This window comes from Endozoicomonas sp. OPT23, from assembly GCF_009653635.1.
Classification (GTDB): domain Bacteria; phylum Pseudomonadota; class Gammaproteobacteria; order Pseudomonadales; family Endozoicomonadaceae; genus Endozoicomonas_A.
The window spans coordinates 412,491-428,058 of record NZ_PPFD01000002.1 but is presented as its reverse complement, the minus strand read 5'-3'; the positions used below and the strand labels follow the sequence as shown (position 1 = coordinate 428,058).

The window sequence follows — 15,568 nt, the reverse complement described above, 5'->3', positions numbered from 1 at the left end:
TGATTCTCCCCAGCGGTTAAGGCTTAATACCTTTATGAAGCGCAACAATGCCACCGGTCATATTGTGGTAAGTGGTATTTACAAAGCCGGCCTCTTTCATCATGGCTTCCAGCGTGTCCTGATCCGGATGCTGACGAATACTTTCAGCCAGGTATTTGTAACTTTCAGAGTCACCGGCCACCAGCTTGCCCATAGCAGGCAGCAGGCTGAAAGAGTAAGCATCGTAGGCTTTGGTCAATAAAGGGTTGCGGGTCTTGGAGAATTCCAGCACCAGCAGGCGCCCACCTGGCTTGAGTACACGACACATGGATTTCAGAGCTTCTGCTTTGTCAGTTACATTTCGCAGACCAAAAGCAATAGTGATGCAGTCAAAGGTATTATCAGGGAAGGGCAGTTTTTCAGCGTTGGCCTGAATGTATTCAACATTACCTACTACGCCACTGTCGATCAGCTTGTCACGACCTACTTTCAACATGGAGTCGTTGATATCAGCCAGAACTACTTTACCTGTTGGCCCAACAAGACGAGAAAACTGCTTGGTCAGGTCACCGGTACCACCGGCAATATCCAGAACCTGATGGCCTTTCCGGACAGCAGACAACTCAATGGTGAAGCGTTTCCATAGACGGTGAACGCCCATGGACATCAGGTCATTCATTACGTCGTAGCTGTCAGCCACTGAATGGAAAACACCAGCAACCAGCTTTTCTTTCTCATCCGGTTCTACATCTGTGAAACCAAAGTGTGTTTTATCCTGATCTCTTACGCGTTTGGTCATCAAATTCCCCAGTCAATACATTAAAGCAATCCAACCGCTCACTGTTGAGACGGAAATATTGGTTTAATGAACTTTCCGGCAGCCGTGAAATCACTGGATATTACTGTGATCGGTATTAGTGCGGACTGTATTGTAATGGGAATTTAGAGCGGGGTAAAAGATATGGCTCGGCTTGTTCGTTGTTTGCGTCCTGATTCTGACTGCCTCTCACAACCCGTTCAGATTCAGAGTTACTTTCACCGCTCCAACGGTGCAGTCCTGCACCGAGTCGCTAGTCGGCCATCCATGGCCTTTGCGAAAGTAACCCTGAACCTTTCCAGAACATTAGGTATCAGCGTTTTTTGATCATTACGCTGCCGATGGAATAGCCAGCACCAAAGGAGCAGATGACGCCATGATCACCTGAACCGAGATCATTAGAATATTTGTGGAAAGCGATCACAGAACCTGCAGAGCTGGTGTTGGCATATTCGTTCAGAATAACAGGAGCCTGCCCTGCTTCCGGTTCTTTACCCAATACCTTTTTGGAGATTAGCTGATTCATGCTCAGGTTAGCCTGGTGCAGCCAGAGTCGTGAAAGCTGGTCTGCAGACAGTTCCAGTTCACCCAGATGATCTGTGATGATTTTCGCTACCTGTGGGCAGACCTCTTTGAAAACCTTACGACCATTTTGAACGAAAAGCTTATCGAGTTTGCCAATACCACCTTCATCAGTTCGGTTCAGAAAACCAAAGTTATTACGAATATTACTGGAGAATTGCGTCCAGAGTTTACAACCAAGAATTTCAAAGCCTTCTTTTCCTTCAGCTACGTCACTGGCTTCAATTACGACTGCGGTGCAGGCATCACCAAAAATGAAATGGCTGTCACGGTCGCGGAAGTTAAGATGAGCTGAAGTAATTTCAGGATTAAGCACCAGCACTCTTTTAGCACTACCGCTGACAACAGCATCGACTGCAGTTTTGATAGAGAAGGTAGCGGAGGAACAGGCCACATTCATATCGTAGCCATAACCGGATGTGCCCAGATAGTGTTGTATTTCAATGGAAACCGCCGGGTAAGCCCGCTGCAGGTTAGAGCAGCCGACTATAAGAAAATCGATATCTTTTGCTTCTACATCCGCTTTCTTCAGAGCATCTTTTGCAGCCGCTAATGCCATTTCACACTGAATCGACATTTCATCGTTGCTGCGTTCAGGAATATTGGGAACCATTCGGTCAGGATTCAAAACACCTTCTTTATCCACAACATAGCGACTGCGAATACCCGATGCTTTTTCTATAAAAGCGCTATTACTTTCTGGCACAGGTTCCTGCTCACCCGCTTTAATAGCAACTTCGTTTTTCTGATTTTCCGCCTGAACCCAGGCATTGTAACTGGCTACCAGCTCATCATTACTGATGGCATTAGGAGGAGTGTATAGACCGGTACCCGTAATAATTGCAGAAACTGCCATGCCTGCCTCGACCACTGAATGTTGTAATTATGATAGTGGTCATCCTATAACAGGCACCTTTGTAAAAAAACCTTAACAATCAATTGTTCAAAACAAGTGTTTCATAACAGGCCAGCCCTTATTTCATCTCTCACCTGCATCAGCTGGTAGCCCAGTATGTTTGCTCCCTGCTGATCTGCACCAATACCCCAGAAAGAGTCAGGAGGTGCATTTTCATAGATAGGTTTATTTCCGGTATTCTCGAGTAACTGACGAAACTCTGGACATTGTTCAGCTTTAGCCCTGAGCGCATTTAACATATAGATTTCCTTAACATAACCCCAGTCGCGCCTTGCCTGGTTTCCAGGTCGGCGACTGTAATTAAATGCGTCGCGCGGGTTTTCCAGTCTGCGAACCTCTTCCTCCTTCGCCGTTCCTTTATATTTCATGGCCTGAAAAAAATGCTCTGAAGTAGGCCATAACTTTCCATCAATATTCAGCCCTCCATCAGGCACTGGCCAGAAGTTAGTAAACTCATAATAAGGATCTTCCCTGTTATAAAAATCCACCCTCTCTCCTGCTTTTGGAAAATCTCTATAGGGGTGACTCAACGCATAGTTTTGAAAGCTTCGTACTGTTTTATTTCTTCCTGCCATGTCCTTAGAAAAATACATGCGTCTCGCTGTTTTTCGACCCTCAACAGCTTCAGACCAGAAGCGAACAGGCTTAACATTATTTGCACGTCGATAGCCCTGAAGGCTTCTCTCCAGACTGGCGGCAGCACTCTCGTAGCCACATTCCATTAGAAAATTCAGAACGCGGGTAATCCGTTTGTGATTATGATCATTATTATCCAGAGCCCATTTTTTCAGCGCTGACTTTTTCGATGCATCCACTTCTATAGAGTCACCGCTACGGGTACAGCCCCAAAAATCCAGAATACGATCCAGCGATTGCAACACCAGCCTTTGCAGCTCTTCGTCCTGCTGAATATCAGCCACCATCTGATCCGTTAAAAGTGGGGCGGTGGTATTCACCGTTGAGGCAATACGATTGGGAAACAGCAGCTGAATATAATCATGCTCAGTTTCCAGACGACGAGCATCAAGGGCCATCACTTCATTGCGTGTCCATTTCTGACCGGTAATCCTGCTGTCGCCTTTACGATAAAAATCCAGCCACTCTCGAGAAGATGCTTTTATCGTTTGCGGGGAAACTCTTGCTGCTTTTCTCATAGGTTCAGGCTGAGCTGCTGGAACCTGAACAGACTGAGGCCGAGACTGCGATACTGGCGTCCGAACAGGCTTCTGCCGGACCTGCTGTTTCCCAGGACTAATGACAAACCCTTTTTTCTGCACTGCAGGCAGTTCTCGAAAGCGAACCGTTTCAACAGCAGAAACGGGGGAATAGCCTGGCAGTCTGACCGGCTGATTGATTCTGTCCTCATTCAGAATCAAAGAACCTGGAGAAAGCTGTATAGCACTGACTCCAATACCCGCTTGCTTCATTTTTCCTTCAATTTGCTCTATTTGACCTATGCTCTGATTGATTTGCTGACGCAGGTTCTCGGCTTTTTTCTGAGTAGGGGCCAGTGGCGCAACATCCACTTTTAACTGATCAAAATGCTTTTTCTCAAACGTCTCCATTGGATGAATATTATTTTCTTCATCAACATAGGCAATGTTAAAAGGTAATTCTTCAGGTTTAACTGCTGTGGGATTCTGCAGAAACTCCATTAGTAAACTGTAATGTTCATTCAGCCATTGTTGTCCCAACATATTTTCCACAGCAATACAGGCTGTCTGGAAGCTGAACAGCAGCTCATTTATCTCTGTATCTTCAGGATTAATAGTGGGCTGACCTCTATGAGGTTTAGCCTGTCGATTAGACAAATCTCTTTGATCAGGTCGTTGTCCACCTCTGGGCGTAGCAGGCAATACCGGGGGTTTTTCCTGACCGCTTGGCGTTTTCGGTGGTTGACCTCTGCCAAGTGGGCCAGGGCCGGGAGGTGGGGGTGAACCTGTCTCCATGACAAAATTCCTGAGTGTATGTACCTCTCTTATCGGCTCATGAAAAGATACAAAAAGCCCACCATAAAGGTGGGCTGCAAGATTAAATAAAACCTGCTGTTAACCGGTATTTCTCATACCTGCTGCAATACCGGCAACCGTGATCATCAGTGCCTGCTCAATGTTGTCACAGCTTTCACCTTCCTCGGTATGACGAACCCGATACAAAAGCTCCGCCTGAAGTACGTTCAGAGGGTCTGTGTATGGATTACGCAGAGCAATGGCTGTTTTGTTTTGAGGATGGTTGGACATCAATTCTTCACCACCTTTCAGGTCCAGAAGGGTCTGCACGGCTTCATCCAGTTGCGAACGCAGTTTCACGCCCAGATGCTGAAGACCTGAAGGTACCAGACGGTCTTCATAATATTCTGCCAGCTTAACGTCGGTCTTCATAAAGACCATTTCCAGCATTTCCAGTCGCGCCTTAAAGAACGGCCAGCTGGTCATCATGTCGTCAAGGATGTCTTTCTGGTCATTGACCAGCGCATTTTTCAGCGCCACACCACAACCCAGCCAGGTTGGCAGCATCAAACGAATCTGGGTCCAGGCAAAGATCCATGGAATCGCTCTGAGACTTTCCACACCGCCGTTTGGATTGCGTTTGGCCGGACGAGAGCCCAGTGGCAGCTTCGCCAGCTCCTGCTCAGGTGTCACTGCACGGAAGTAAGGAACAAAATCCTCTTCCTCACGAACCATTCCACGATACGTCTGCAAAGAATCTTCAGCGAGCTGATCCATCATATCCCGCCAGCTTTGCTTAGGCACCGGCGGTGGCAGCAATGTAGCTTCCAGTGTCGCGCTGGCATAAAGCATCAGGCTGTTGATCGCGACATTGGGGAAACCAAACTTGAAGCGAATCATTTCACCCTGCTCGGTCACACGCAGGTTGTTGTTCACTGAACCTGGTGGTTGGGACAGAATCGCAGAATGCGCTGGACCGCCTCCACGACCAATAGTGCCACCACGGCCGTGGAACAGAGTCAGTTTGACATCACTCGCACGACAAGCCTCGGTTACCGCTTCCATCGCCCGGTACTGAGCCCAGCCTGCAGCCATCCAGCCAGCATCTTTGGCGGAGTCGGAGTAGCCAATCATCACCATCTGACCACCATGGCAATAGCCACGGTACCAGGGCAGTGCCATCAGGGCGTCTATACAGCGGCTGGCTCCGTCCAGCGCTCCCAGTGTTTCAAACAATGGCGCGATCGGCATGGCGAAATCAACACCACACTCTTTCAATAGCAGTGCAACAGAAAGCACATCTGATGGCTCATAAGCCATGGAGATCACATAGGCACCCAGTGCCTGCTGACCTTCACTGGCAATAGCCTTACAAGTATTAATAACTTCCTGAACATTGTCGGAAGGCTTCCAGTTGTTAGGCAACAGAGGACGTGGATTCTGCAGCTCATTCAACAGGAAGGTTTGACGCTGATTTTCATCCCAGCTCTGGTAATCACCCATGCCCAGCGCGCGGGTCAGCTCACTCAGCGCTTCGGTATGACGAGCTGCTTCCTGACGCACGTCCAGTTTGATCAGAGTCAAGCCAAAGCTGTGCGCACGACGGATCATATCGAGTAGTGGACCATCAGCAATCACTCCCAGACCAATGTCGTGCAGGGAGCGATAACAGAGCTCGAGCGGTTCAACCAGATCTTTCTGTTCCCACAAAATGTCTGATGAGTCAGGCATATCGACTATAGAGCGTTCACACGAACTACGGGTCAAGCGCAACTTTTCCCTGAGGTCTTTCAAAATCACCCAGTAAGGCTCACGACAATCACCTACAACCTTGCGCACTTCATCACTGCACTCACACATGGAGAGCTCACTGATCAACGGCTTGAGGTCTCTGAGATAAAGGTCAGCCGCCATCCAGCGGCTGAGCAGCAATACTTCTTTGGTCACTTCTGACGTAACAAACGGGTTACCGTCTCTATCCCCACCCATCCAGGAAGAGATACGCACAGGCACAGCGTTCAAAGGCAGACCGATACCGGTATGCTCGGTCAGTCGTTCATCCATAGCTCTGACAAAGTCAGGAACAGCATTCCAGAGAGAGTGTTCAATGGTCGCAAAGCCACCTTTGGCCTCGTCGACCGGCGTTGGCCGCTCCGTTCTGAATTCATAGGTGTGCCAGACTTGAGAAACCAGCTGCCGCAAGCGGTTTTCCAACCGCGCCTTCTCGCGATAGTCCAGATTTTCAACGTCCATACGCTGCAAACACTCAAAGATAGATTCGTGTTTTTGAATAAGCGTACGACGACTGACTTCGGTTGGGTGAGCTGTCAACACCAGCTCCATATCAAGTTCAGCAACACTGGCAGCAATCTGCTCTTTACTGAAACCTTTGTTTTTGAGAGTGACCATCAGCTCATCAAAATGGTCCGGAATACAGAAGTCTTCTTCCTGGTTCTTTGCCACACCATCGTACTGTTCAGCCAGATTAGCCAGACTCAGAAAGTGACTGAACGCCCGGGTAACCGGTACCAGCTCATCATCGGACAGGTTCTGTAACTGATCCAGCAGCACTTCACGGTCATCATCGCTGCCTGCTCTGGCCGCTTTGGAAACCTGTCTGATGCTTTCAACCCGGTTGAAGAACTCTTCTCCGTGGTGCTCTTTGATGGTATTACCCAACAAAGTCCCCAGAAGGTTGACGTTTCGACGCAGATTCGCCTTGCTGTCCGACATAGCTTTAACTTCCTGATCTCGTTCTACTACTGGCTGACAAGAATAAACACTGTTCCCGGCACCGTTCTGGGAGTAAGCACTTACGATTTAAAACCGATAATACACTTCGGAAAATACTGAGCCTATACCAAAGCTTTTCGATAAAAAAGCCTTCACAAAACAGGACTATTTATCGCAAATAAAGACTTATTTTAACAAAGATTTAATCAATGCTCTGATGACCAAAATTTGTACCAATGTACAAACTTATCCACAGTCTCTTGCAAAGGCGTATCGGGACGAAAGCCAACTTGCTCTTCCAAACCAGACACATCAGCAAAAGTTTTAAAAACATCACCCGCTTGCATTGGCTGATAGCGCTTTGTCGCCTTGACACCACAACTCTGCTCAATGGCTGAAATAAAATCTGTGAGCTTGGCTGGCTGGTTATTACCGATATTATAAACTCGATAGGGGGCAGAACTTTTGTCAGGACTGTCATTCCGGAAGTTCGCCATGCTTTCAGGAATAACATTCTGAATGCTCATGATGCCTTTCAGAATATCGTCAATATCGGTGAAATCCCGCCATAGTTCTCCCTGATTGAAAACATCAATCGCTTCCCCTTCCAGAATCGCTCGGGTGAATTTCCACAGAGCCATATCAGGACGCCCCCAGGGACCGCAGACAGTAAAAAACCTCAAACCGGTAACAGGCAGTTGATAAAGCTGAGCATAGCTGTGTGCCATTAACTCATTGGAACGTTTAGTGGCAGCATAAAGGGAGACTGGGTGATCAACAGCATCCGCCACCGAATAAGGCATCTTGCTGTTCATTCCATAAACAGAGCTCGACGAAGCAAACACCAGATGTTCGACACCTGACTGACGACAACCTTCCAGCACTGTCATCATGCCAGTGAGATTACTGTCTGCGTAAGCCATAGGATTTTCCAGTGAGTAGCGCACGCCGGCCTGAGCAGCCAGATGAATCACTCTGGAAAATTTCTGAGATCGAAACAGATCAGCCATCACCTCACGATCAGCAATATCCGCTTTGATAAACGTAAAGTTGCCCAACTCTTTCAGTTGCTCAAGCCTTGCCTGCTTCAATCGGGGATCATAGTAGTCGTTCAGATTATCAAGACCTGTTACATCATAGCCTTGGCGACAAAACTCTCTGGCGACATAAAAACCAATAAAACCTGCAGCACCTGTTACCAGTATTTTCACGCTCATTCACATTTCCAGATTTAATTCGCCTATCCTAACGGTTTAGTGAGTTCATAAAGAAGCCCCGAACCACAAAGGATTGCCACCTATTTGGTTAAGCTACACGTTTGACTGATAATGATATATTCGATTTCTAGTACTCACGTTCCACAAGCGTCTGGGATATAATCATCCGCTGATCAGCCAACCATGCAGGAGGATGTCGTAATGGAAGGTGGTAAGTGTTGTCTATTTGTAAAAAGCTGCGCACAAAATTTTAAACAAAAAGCACGTTTTCTTTTCAGTTCTTTTTTATTGACGGTTATTAGCAGTGTTTTTTCACCATGGGTAATCGCTGATTCCTTTAAACCGGCTATTGTTTACAGCTCTTCAAATAAGTTCGATCTGTCGTTTAATGAAACTATATTCAGAAATGGTATTCAGAAATTTAACGACTTGAATTCGATTAAAGTTTATGAATTTGAGCCTCAGTTTCGCTCCAGCCTGAAAAAGGGTCTTGCCGAGATGATTCAGGCGGGCTACAACCCTATCATTTCTGTAGGCTTCGAGAACGCTGACAGCACTTACGTCGCTGCAAAAAATAACCCTGACACTCATTTCATAATCATTGACGCTGTTGTTGATTTGCCTAACGCACAGTCCATCACCTTTAAAGAACACGAAGGCTCTTATCTTGTCGGTGTATTGGCTGCGCTAACAAGCAAAAGCAACACCGTCGGATTTATCGGTGGCATGAAATCCTCTTTGATCAGTAAATTCAGCTGCGGTTTTGCTCAGGGTGTACGACAGGTCAACCCGAATGCCATCATTCTAGAGGACAACATTGGCCGAACCATGGCGGCTTTTGACAATCCTGGCAAAGGCAGTCACTTAGCCTTCCAGCAGATGAAGCAAGGTGCTGATATTATTTATGCTGCGGCTGGAAACAGCGGTAAAGGCGTTTTTAAAGCAGCCAGGCTCAAAAATCAGATGGTAATTGGTGTAGATTCTAACCAGAACGGCCTTATGCCCGGGTATGTTCTCAGCTCCATGGTGAAAAACATTGGCTTTGCCACTCTACAGGCTCTGCAAGAATCACAACAAGGCGACTGGCATTCCGGAAGCAGAGCTCTCGGCCTGAAAGAAGGCGGCGTGGACTGGGCTCTGGACGAGCATAATCGCTCACTGATTTCTGAAGAGACTGAACAGAAGGTCAACAAAATCAAACAACAGATCATTGCCAATGAAATTCAGGTTCATGATTTCAGCAGCAATAATCGCTGCAGTATCTGATATTCCCCACACTTGCGGATGCCTGAAGGCAGTTGCATACTTTCTCATTCAAAGCCTGAGGCTGTTTTTAGCCTCAGGAACTCCGTTCTTGATGTGTTTGCCAGAAACCGCTGTAACAGTAAACCTCCAGCAGCACGACTGAAGCAGTGGGCATCATGGCAATGAGGTACCAGCATGAACCAGAAAGATCAGTACGAAAGTCTTGCCTGTAACTGTGTCGATGTCGGCACTCTGATCAGCGAAGACGACACTCAACTGGCTTTGGAAATCCGTGGTGATGATATTGCTACGGCTCAGGAAAAGTTCAGCCAGATTGAAAAGAAAGCGCGTTCTATAGGCTCAGGTAAATGTGCCGTACAATCAGAAATCCTGAATGACAATGGCTTCACCATCATCAAGGCAATGCTTGATTTTGACTGCACCGCTGAAAAGCTGATTTTTGAAATGCAGCAACGTTAAATCAAATTTAACACTCTTTTGCTTCAATAAAGCAGGCAGCATGGACGTTCAGACCATCACAGCACCGGATACCGAGCTAACACTCTGGCCTCAGGTCTATTCTGACTCCGAATGCTGCCAGCTTTTTGCTGAACTCCACCAGTCTCTGCACTGGCAACAGGATCAAATAAAGATTTTCGGTAAAGTCTTTGATGTTCCCAGACTGCAAGCCTGGTATGCCGACCCCGGATTAAGTTATCAGTACTCAGGCATTCAATTGCAGCCTGAAACCTGGACGCCGTTACTGCTTGATATCAGGAAACAGGTTGAAACACAGAGTCAGCAGTCATTCAACTCTGTGCTGGTAAATCTTTATCGTGACGGTCAGGACAGTAATGGCTGGCATGCTGATAATGAGCCCGAACTCGGAGTGAATCCGGTTATTGCGTCTCTCAGTCTGGGGGAAACCCGACGTTTCCGATTAAAGCATCGGCAGGCAAAAGATGCTTCAATCTCACCGATTACTCTTGACCTTAAGCAAGGTTCATTGTTGCTTATGGCAGGAAGAACTCAATCCTGCTGGCAACACTGCATCACCAAAACAGCCAGAACCGTTCAGCCCAGAATCAACCTGACCTTTCGGAATATCATAGATGTCACGAGCCCGCTGTGAACGCTGCCTGAAACCTTTATCCATGTGTTACTGCAAAGACCTGACACCGGAAAAGGCAACGGTTGATCTGCTAATTCTTCAGCATTTCAGGGAAACCAAGCACCCGTTAAATACCGCGCGCATTGCAGAACTGGGTATAGAGAACTGCCATATACTTGCGGGCGAGGATTTTAGCCAGAACGCAACCTTCAATAATCTACTACAAACAAAAAATGCCTGCCTGTTGTTTCCATCAGAACAGGCCACCAGCTGGCAACAACTTACTTCAGAGTCAGAACAGAAACCTGACCTGATCATTGTACTTGATGGTACCTGGCGCAAAGCCAGAAAGATGCTCTATCTGAACCCTGTATTGCAATCACTGCCAGCTGTCACTTTAAGCGAAGCAGCAGAATCCAACTATAGAATCCGAAAAGCTTCAGAGGAATCAGCACTCTCAACCATCGAAGCAACGGTAGCCCTGCTCAGGGAAGTCTCACAAGATACTCACGCCCATCAAAACTGCCTGGACAGCTTTGAAAGAATGATTAATATGCAGATAGAAGCCATGGGGCAGTCGACCTTTCAAAAGAACTATCGCTAACCGCTACCTGCTAAGTGTGCAGACACACGTAATCGAATATTAGATTGTCATTTCCCCGCCGTAGGCGGGGAAATGACATACGAATTCAAATGTCCGAGTACTTACTTATAGAAACAAGCTCTTGTTTCCATTCTTATTTCTGTGCGATTAATAAAGGAACAATAACAAAAACCGAAAACCTATGAAGTAGTTAACAATCACTGCCTTCAGGTTCAATCGTCACTATGAGCAACAGCAAACCCTCTCTGCAGTTCTGGATACTCTTCGTTATCTCAATATCTGTACTGATTCGTTTGCTGTCTCTCGGGCTCTACCCTTTGATGGATACCACCGAGGCTCGCTACGGTGAGATGGCCCGCCTGATGGTGGAAACCAATAACTGGGTGACCCCTTACTTTGACTACGGCGTCCCCTTTTTGGGCAAGCCACCCATGTTTATCTGGCTGTCTGCCATCAGTTTCAAACTGTTTGGTATCAATGAGTTTGCCGCACGCTTTCCTTCTCTAATATGCGCACTTTTAAATCTGTTTGTACTGTGGAAATTAGCCAGCTTTGCCATGGATAGAACCAGAGCAAGCATTACAGTCATGGTACTGATTACATCTGCAGCATTTCTGGTGCTGGCCGGAGCCGTTCTGGCAGACCCGGTGATGACACTCAGCATTTCCCTGATTCTCAGTGCTTTCTGGATTGGCTGGCACTCGACAGATCCAATGCAGGCCAGACGCTGGCAATACCTTTTTTACGTGGGTTGCGGTATTGCTCTCTTAGCCAAAGGTCTGGCAGCCATAGTTCTGGCTGGCGGCCCTATATTTTTCTGGTGTCTGTTTAGAAAACAGTTGCTTAGCTTCTGGCATCGTTTCCCCTGGATTAAGGGAACCCTGCTAACCTTGGCTATCGCCCTGCCCTGGTACCTTGCTGCTGAAGCAGAGAATCCGGGACTTATTGAATATATGTTCATCGGTGAACACTTTTCCCGTTATCTCGACAGCGGCTGGCAGGGTGATGAATACGGCAATGCTCATGTACACCCTCTGGGTTCTATCTGGGGCTATCTGCTGCTGGGAGGTACCCCCTGGTCTCTGGTGATTATTGGACTGGTCATTTATCAAGTGAAACGAGGACTATTCAAACACCAACAACAGGACCTGACTGACTGGCATTACTTCTTATTCTGCTGGCTGTTGTTTCTGCCTATTTTCTTCACCTTCACCAACAACCTCATCTGGACTTATATGCTGCCGGTGACACCAGCGCTGGCTCTATTGATAGCTGCTTTATGGCCAATGAATAATGATCAACCAAACAAAGGGCTATTCTGGTTCTCTGCCGTAACGCCGGTATTGATGATTATCACGGTTGTATTGATGATGAACGACGGTGGGCAGAAATCTCAAAAGTACATTTTTGACGCTTTAAACAATAAGGTGCCAAACCAAAGCGGCAATATAATCTACTTTATGGATCGCCCTTTCTCTGCCCGCTTTTACTCAAACGGAACAGCACTTTTGGCAGACAATCAAAGTGAGCTAACTGAAAGTCTGACAGAACATCAGGATATTCTGGTTACTAAAAAGAAATTCATTGCCCACCTTCCTGAAGGCACACTTAAAAACTTCAGAAAAGAGCACCAGTATCGCGACTGGATACTCTTTATTGAACGGAAGTAGCCAATCGCCAAAACATTAAAACCACTGCCACTGTCTTCTGATTGATGCGCCAGCAAATTTTCAACGGTAAGATATTCCTATCAATCCGTATAAGTCTCCCCCTATGCCAATTAAACAGATTATCGTTCACCAGCTGCAACAGCAGCCTGGCAGTGACAGCCTGACAGCCATTCCGGCCGGTAAAAGCCTGACACCTTCACCAGCGCTGGAAGCCATGCTGGATGACCTGCTGCAAACCTATAACAAGAAACAGGACAAGCAGTACGGGCAGTTTCACCCGGAAGCTGAGAGCCCTTTCCCAACAGAACTGGCTCAATACCTTGATGAGTCCATGGATTTCACCAAGCTGACTCAGGACTCACTGAACAAGCTCCGTGAAAGTCTTGATCACGCAGGTGCAATGGGCGGTGGCTATGTACTGTTTGCCGACTACCAACAGGGCCTGACACGCTACCTGCTGCTCTGCATGCTGACTAACAACGTCAGTGTCACGGTTACCGAAGATTTGATGATTCAGGATGTTAACTACCTGGATACCGCCAAAATGGCTCTGGCCTGCCGAATTAACATCACCGAGTGGCAGGGCAATGAGAACAGTGGTCGCTACCTTTCGTTCCTGCGCCCTCGAGGTGGAAAGCGCTTGAGTGATGTGTTCCAGGAAGCTTTGGGCTGCAGCGAAACCAGCAACAGCAAGAAAGAAGCCGATACGCTGGTCACCGCTGTAAAAGCATTTGCCAAAGAAGCACCTTCACTGGAGAACCATGTAGAAGTCAGCCGACAGGTATACGACTTCTGCCAGACCAAGGCTGATGACGGTGATGCCCTGACTCTGGATGAGCTGACAGGTTATCTCTCTGAAGCCGGTTCTGACGATTTTGCCAAGTTCGTTAACACCCGTGACTACGATATGAGCCAGCCAATGACACCTGAAAAGCGTGTTCTAACCAAGCTGGTTCGCTACACAGGGCGCAGTAAAGGGCTGAATCTGGCGTTCGATGCCGAGCTATTAGGCCATCAGGTGGTTTATAACAAAGACCTTAATCAGCTGGTTATTAAAGATGTACCAGCCAAACTGAAAGAGCAGCTGGAAGAGAATAGCTAAGCTCTTTTCAAAGAAGCACGCTAAAAATTGCCTGCGAGGACAACCTCTGATATTTCTTATAAGAGGTTGTCCTTCCAAAGAAGACTGATAAAAACACAGTAACTTCAGCAGGCAACCTGGATGTCCGATAAAAATAATTACTCTTATTCAGGATTCCGGGCCAACCATGCTGAAAGCCATCACTTTCTTCAGCCTTTTGCTACTGCCCATAGTTGCAAGTATCAACACAAGCGCTAACGCCAGCGCCGAACCATCTTCACTCAAAACAACACCCTCCCCTGAATTTGTTATTCGTCAGGAAATCACCCTCAACGTATTAATAGCCAACCTGCACCTGCTGCAACTGGATTTTCAAAACAGCGATGCCAGAGAGAAGCTTCAGGAATCACTGATTCTTCTGGATAACAGTTTGAAGCAGCTTCAGACGTACAAAGGAGATCAGGAAACTCAGGAACTGATTAGCAATACCAAAGTACTCTGGCCAGTCGTCAAGAAGCATGCAGAATGGATTGTACGACTGTCTGAAGCGAGAAAGGCACCGAATACTCACTCTCTGCAACTGGCTCTGGTCAAACTCGACAGGCAACTGCTACTACTACAGCAAAAATTGACCATACGAGACCCGTACAGCAAACCCTCGCTGGCCTTTCTTGAACAGGCCCTGCTGATGCAGCGCTTGTCTCGGGAATATCTGAGTCTGACACTGGATAGTCGACAAAAAGACATCGTTGCTTCCGGGCAGGCTCAACTGCAAACTCTGATCAACCATTTTGATCAGAAACTAATTAGACTCGACAAGCAACTGGATCATTACCCACAAGGCGCAAAATCATTCAGAAAGGTTCAAATCACCTGGGGCTATATCAAGGAAGGAATGATGACCTTTCCCGAGCAATCCATACCGGAACTGATTGCCCGCCACAGTAACCAGGTAGTCAGCCGCCTGACTTCTGTCTATCAGCTGTTCTGATCTGAAGATACACCTCTGCCTCGCCCCATGGAAACATAGCCTGCCAAACCTCAAGCACTTCAAAAGCATTCTGCTGGTCATAATCAGCCAGTGAATAACTGACCGAGAGCACTCTTGCACCTTCTGGTAGTTCAGTTAATTTCTCGGCCAGCTCTGTAATGACGACATCATCCAGGTTCGAAGCGTAAAGATAGATGAGAGTTGATGGCTTCAATATTTCATGGAAGTAGTCATTATTACTGACCCTAAGATTTTCAACCCCGATTCTTTTCTGGACACGCTCTAAGCGTCGGCAAAATACAGGAATCAACTCAACTGCCGTCGCTTGTACGCCAACAAAAGTTGCCAGCCAGAGTGCACAGAAGCCACTACCAGATCCCAGCTCATAGACATGCTCATCACTGTCAATTCCAACCTTTTCGATAATGTCAGCAAAGACAGATAAAGGCGTCTCTCCATATTGATAAAGGTCAGCCTCTTCGCTCTTAAAAAGAAAGCGCTTACTTACCTGATAAGGGCTGTCCAACAGGTAAACCAGCTTCAATTGCAGATAAGACCGAATAAACAGCCAACTAGCACGAAAACGCCAAAGCACTCTAATAAACTCGGCCAATTCAAACCATTTGGTTTTTAGCCCTAACCAGAAAAGTGCCATGAATTGCCCCCTGTTTTA

General features: G+C 47.1%; 13 protein-coding genes. 7 read left to right on the top strand and 6 right to left on the bottom strand.

Annotated features, from left to right (window positions below):
* Nucleotides 1-16: 16 nt before the first annotated feature.
* From ubiE to EOPP23_RS03755, 5 genes are all read right to left on the bottom strand, one after another.
* Nucleotides 17-778, bottom strand: a complete 762-nt coding sequence (gene ubiE, locus EOPP23_RS03775; protein WP_153764635.1) for a bifunctional demethylmenaquinone methyltransferase/2-methoxy-6-polyprenyl-1,4-benzoquinol methylase UbiE — start codon at nucleotides 776-778, stop codon at nucleotides 17-19.
* A gap of 331 nt (nucleotides 779-1,109) precedes the next feature.
* Entirely contained in the window at nucleotides 1,110-2,234 is a 1,125-nt protein-coding gene (locus EOPP23_RS03770) for a beta-ketoacyl-ACP synthase III (RefSeq protein WP_153764634.1), read from the bottom strand.
* Nucleotides 2,235-2,335: 101 nt separating this feature from the next.
* Nucleotides 2,336-4,243, bottom strand: coding sequence for an NADAR domain-containing protein (locus EOPP23_RS03765; RefSeq protein WP_153764633.1), 1,908 nt, complete (start codon nucleotides 4,241-4,243; stop codon nucleotides 2,336-2,338).
* Between the two features lie 99 nt (nucleotides 4,244-4,342).
* The gene (gene ppc, locus EOPP23_RS03760; protein ID WP_153764632.1) at nucleotides 4,343-6,976 is read right to left on the bottom strand and encodes a phosphoenolpyruvate carboxylase; all 2,634 of its coding nucleotides are present in this window, start codon (nucleotides 6,974-6,976) and stop codon (nucleotides 4,343-4,345) included.
* 206 nt (nucleotides 6,977-7,182) lie between these two features.
* A complete protein-coding gene (locus EOPP23_RS03755) occupies nucleotides 7,183-8,187 on the bottom strand; it encodes an NAD-dependent epimerase (protein ID WP_370514673.1) in 1,005 nt (334 codons plus the stop codon).
* Between the two features lie 294 nt (nucleotides 8,188-8,481).
* Between EOPP23_RS03755 and EOPP23_RS03750 the strand changes: the two genes are divergently transcribed.
* The 7 genes from EOPP23_RS03750 to EOPP23_RS03720 all read left to right on the top strand — a co-directional run bounded on the left by EOPP23_RS03750 (nucleotide 8,482) and on the right by EOPP23_RS03720 (nucleotide 14,895).
* Nucleotides 8,482-9,459 (top strand): BMP family protein, encoded by a 978-nt coding sequence (locus EOPP23_RS03750; RefSeq protein ID WP_228550553.1) that lies wholly within the window; start codon nucleotides 8,482-8,484, stop codon nucleotides 9,457-9,459.
* 174 nt (nucleotides 9,460-9,633) lie between these two features.
* Entirely contained in the window at nucleotides 9,634-9,918 is a 285-nt protein-coding gene (locus EOPP23_RS03745) for a DUF406 family protein (RefSeq protein WP_153764630.1), read from the top strand.
* A 40-nt stretch (nucleotides 9,919-9,958) separates the two neighbouring features.
* Nucleotides 9,959-10,570, top strand: a complete 612-nt coding sequence (locus EOPP23_RS03740) for an alpha-ketoglutarate-dependent dioxygenase AlkB (RefSeq protein WP_153764629.1) — start codon at nucleotides 9,959-9,961, stop codon at nucleotides 10,568-10,570.
* Entirely contained in the window at nucleotides 10,551-11,153 is a 603-nt protein-coding gene (locus EOPP23_RS03735) for a tRNA-uridine aminocarboxypropyltransferase (RefSeq protein WP_153764628.1), read from the top strand. The genes EOPP23_RS03740 and EOPP23_RS03735 overlap by 20 nt, the downstream gene beginning before the upstream one ends.
* Before the next feature lie 224 nt (nucleotides 11,154-11,377).
* Nucleotides 11,378-12,823, top strand: coding sequence for a glycosyltransferase family 39 protein (locus tag EOPP23_RS03730; RefSeq protein ID WP_153764627.1), 1,446 nt, complete (start codon nucleotides 11,378-11,380; stop codon nucleotides 12,821-12,823).
* Between the two features lie 103 nt (nucleotides 12,824-12,926).
* Nucleotides 12,927-13,925: a nucleoid-associated protein gene (locus EOPP23_RS03725; RefSeq protein WP_153764626.1), complete on the top strand. Its 999-nt coding sequence runs from the start codon at nucleotides 12,927-12,929 to the stop codon at nucleotides 13,923-13,925.
* 166 nt (nucleotides 13,926-14,091) lie between these two features.
* The gene (locus tag EOPP23_RS03720; protein WP_153764625.1) at nucleotides 14,092-14,895 is read left to right on the top strand and encodes a hypothetical protein; all 804 of its coding nucleotides are present in this window, start codon (nucleotides 14,092-14,094) and stop codon (nucleotides 14,893-14,895) included.
* On the opposite strand, the gene EOPP23_RS03715 is transcribed toward EOPP23_RS03720, so the two are convergent.
* Entirely contained in the window at nucleotides 14,861-15,550 is a 690-nt protein-coding gene (locus EOPP23_RS03715) for a cyclopropane-fatty-acyl-phospholipid synthase family protein (protein ID WP_153764624.1), read from the bottom strand. The two genes, EOPP23_RS03720 and EOPP23_RS03715, sit on opposite strands and share 35 nt — an antisense overlap.
* Nucleotides 15,551-15,568 lie beyond the last annotated feature (18 nt).

Bases quoted from the DNA above. Each gene is read 5' to 3' on its own strand.
- EOPP23_RS03715 (WP_153764624.1), bottom strand. From the start codon at position 15,550: ATGGCACTTTTCTGGTTAGGGCTAAAAACCAAATGGTTTGAATTGGCC.
- ppc (WP_153764632.1), bottom strand. From the start codon at position 6,976: ATGTCGGACAGCAAGGCGAATCTGCGTCGAAACGTCAACCTTCTGGGG.
- EOPP23_RS03720 (WP_153764625.1), top strand. From the start codon at position 14,092: ATGCTGAAAGCCATCACTTTCTTCAGCCTTTTGCTACTGCCCATAGTT.
- EOPP23_RS03745 (WP_153764630.1), top strand. From the start codon at position 9,634: ATGAACCAGAAAGATCAGTACGAAAGTCTTGCCTGTAACTGTGTCGAT.
- EOPP23_RS03770 (WP_153764634.1), bottom strand. From the start codon at position 2,234: ATGGCAGTTTCTGCAATTATTACGGGTACCGGTCTATACACTCCTCCT.
- EOPP23_RS03725 (WP_153764626.1), top strand. From the start codon at position 12,927: ATGCCAATTAAACAGATTATCGTTCACCAGCTGCAACAGCAGCCTGGC.
- EOPP23_RS03765 (WP_153764633.1), bottom strand. From the start codon at position 4,243: ATGGAGACAGGTTCACCCCCACCTCCCGGCCCTGGCCCACTTGGCAGA.
- EOPP23_RS03735 (WP_153764628.1), top strand. From the start codon at position 10,551: ATGTCACGAGCCCGCTGTGAACGCTGCCTGAAACCTTTATCCATGTGT.
- EOPP23_RS03730 (WP_153764627.1), top strand. From the start codon at position 11,378: ATGAGCAACAGCAAACCCTCTCTGCAGTTCTGGATACTCTTCGTTATC.
- ubiE (WP_153764635.1), bottom strand. From the start codon at position 778: ATGACCAAACGCGTAAGAGATCAGGATAAAACACACTTTGGTTTCACA.
- EOPP23_RS03740 (WP_153764629.1), top strand. From the start codon at position 9,959: ATGGACGTTCAGACCATCACAGCACCGGATACCGAGCTAACACTCTGG.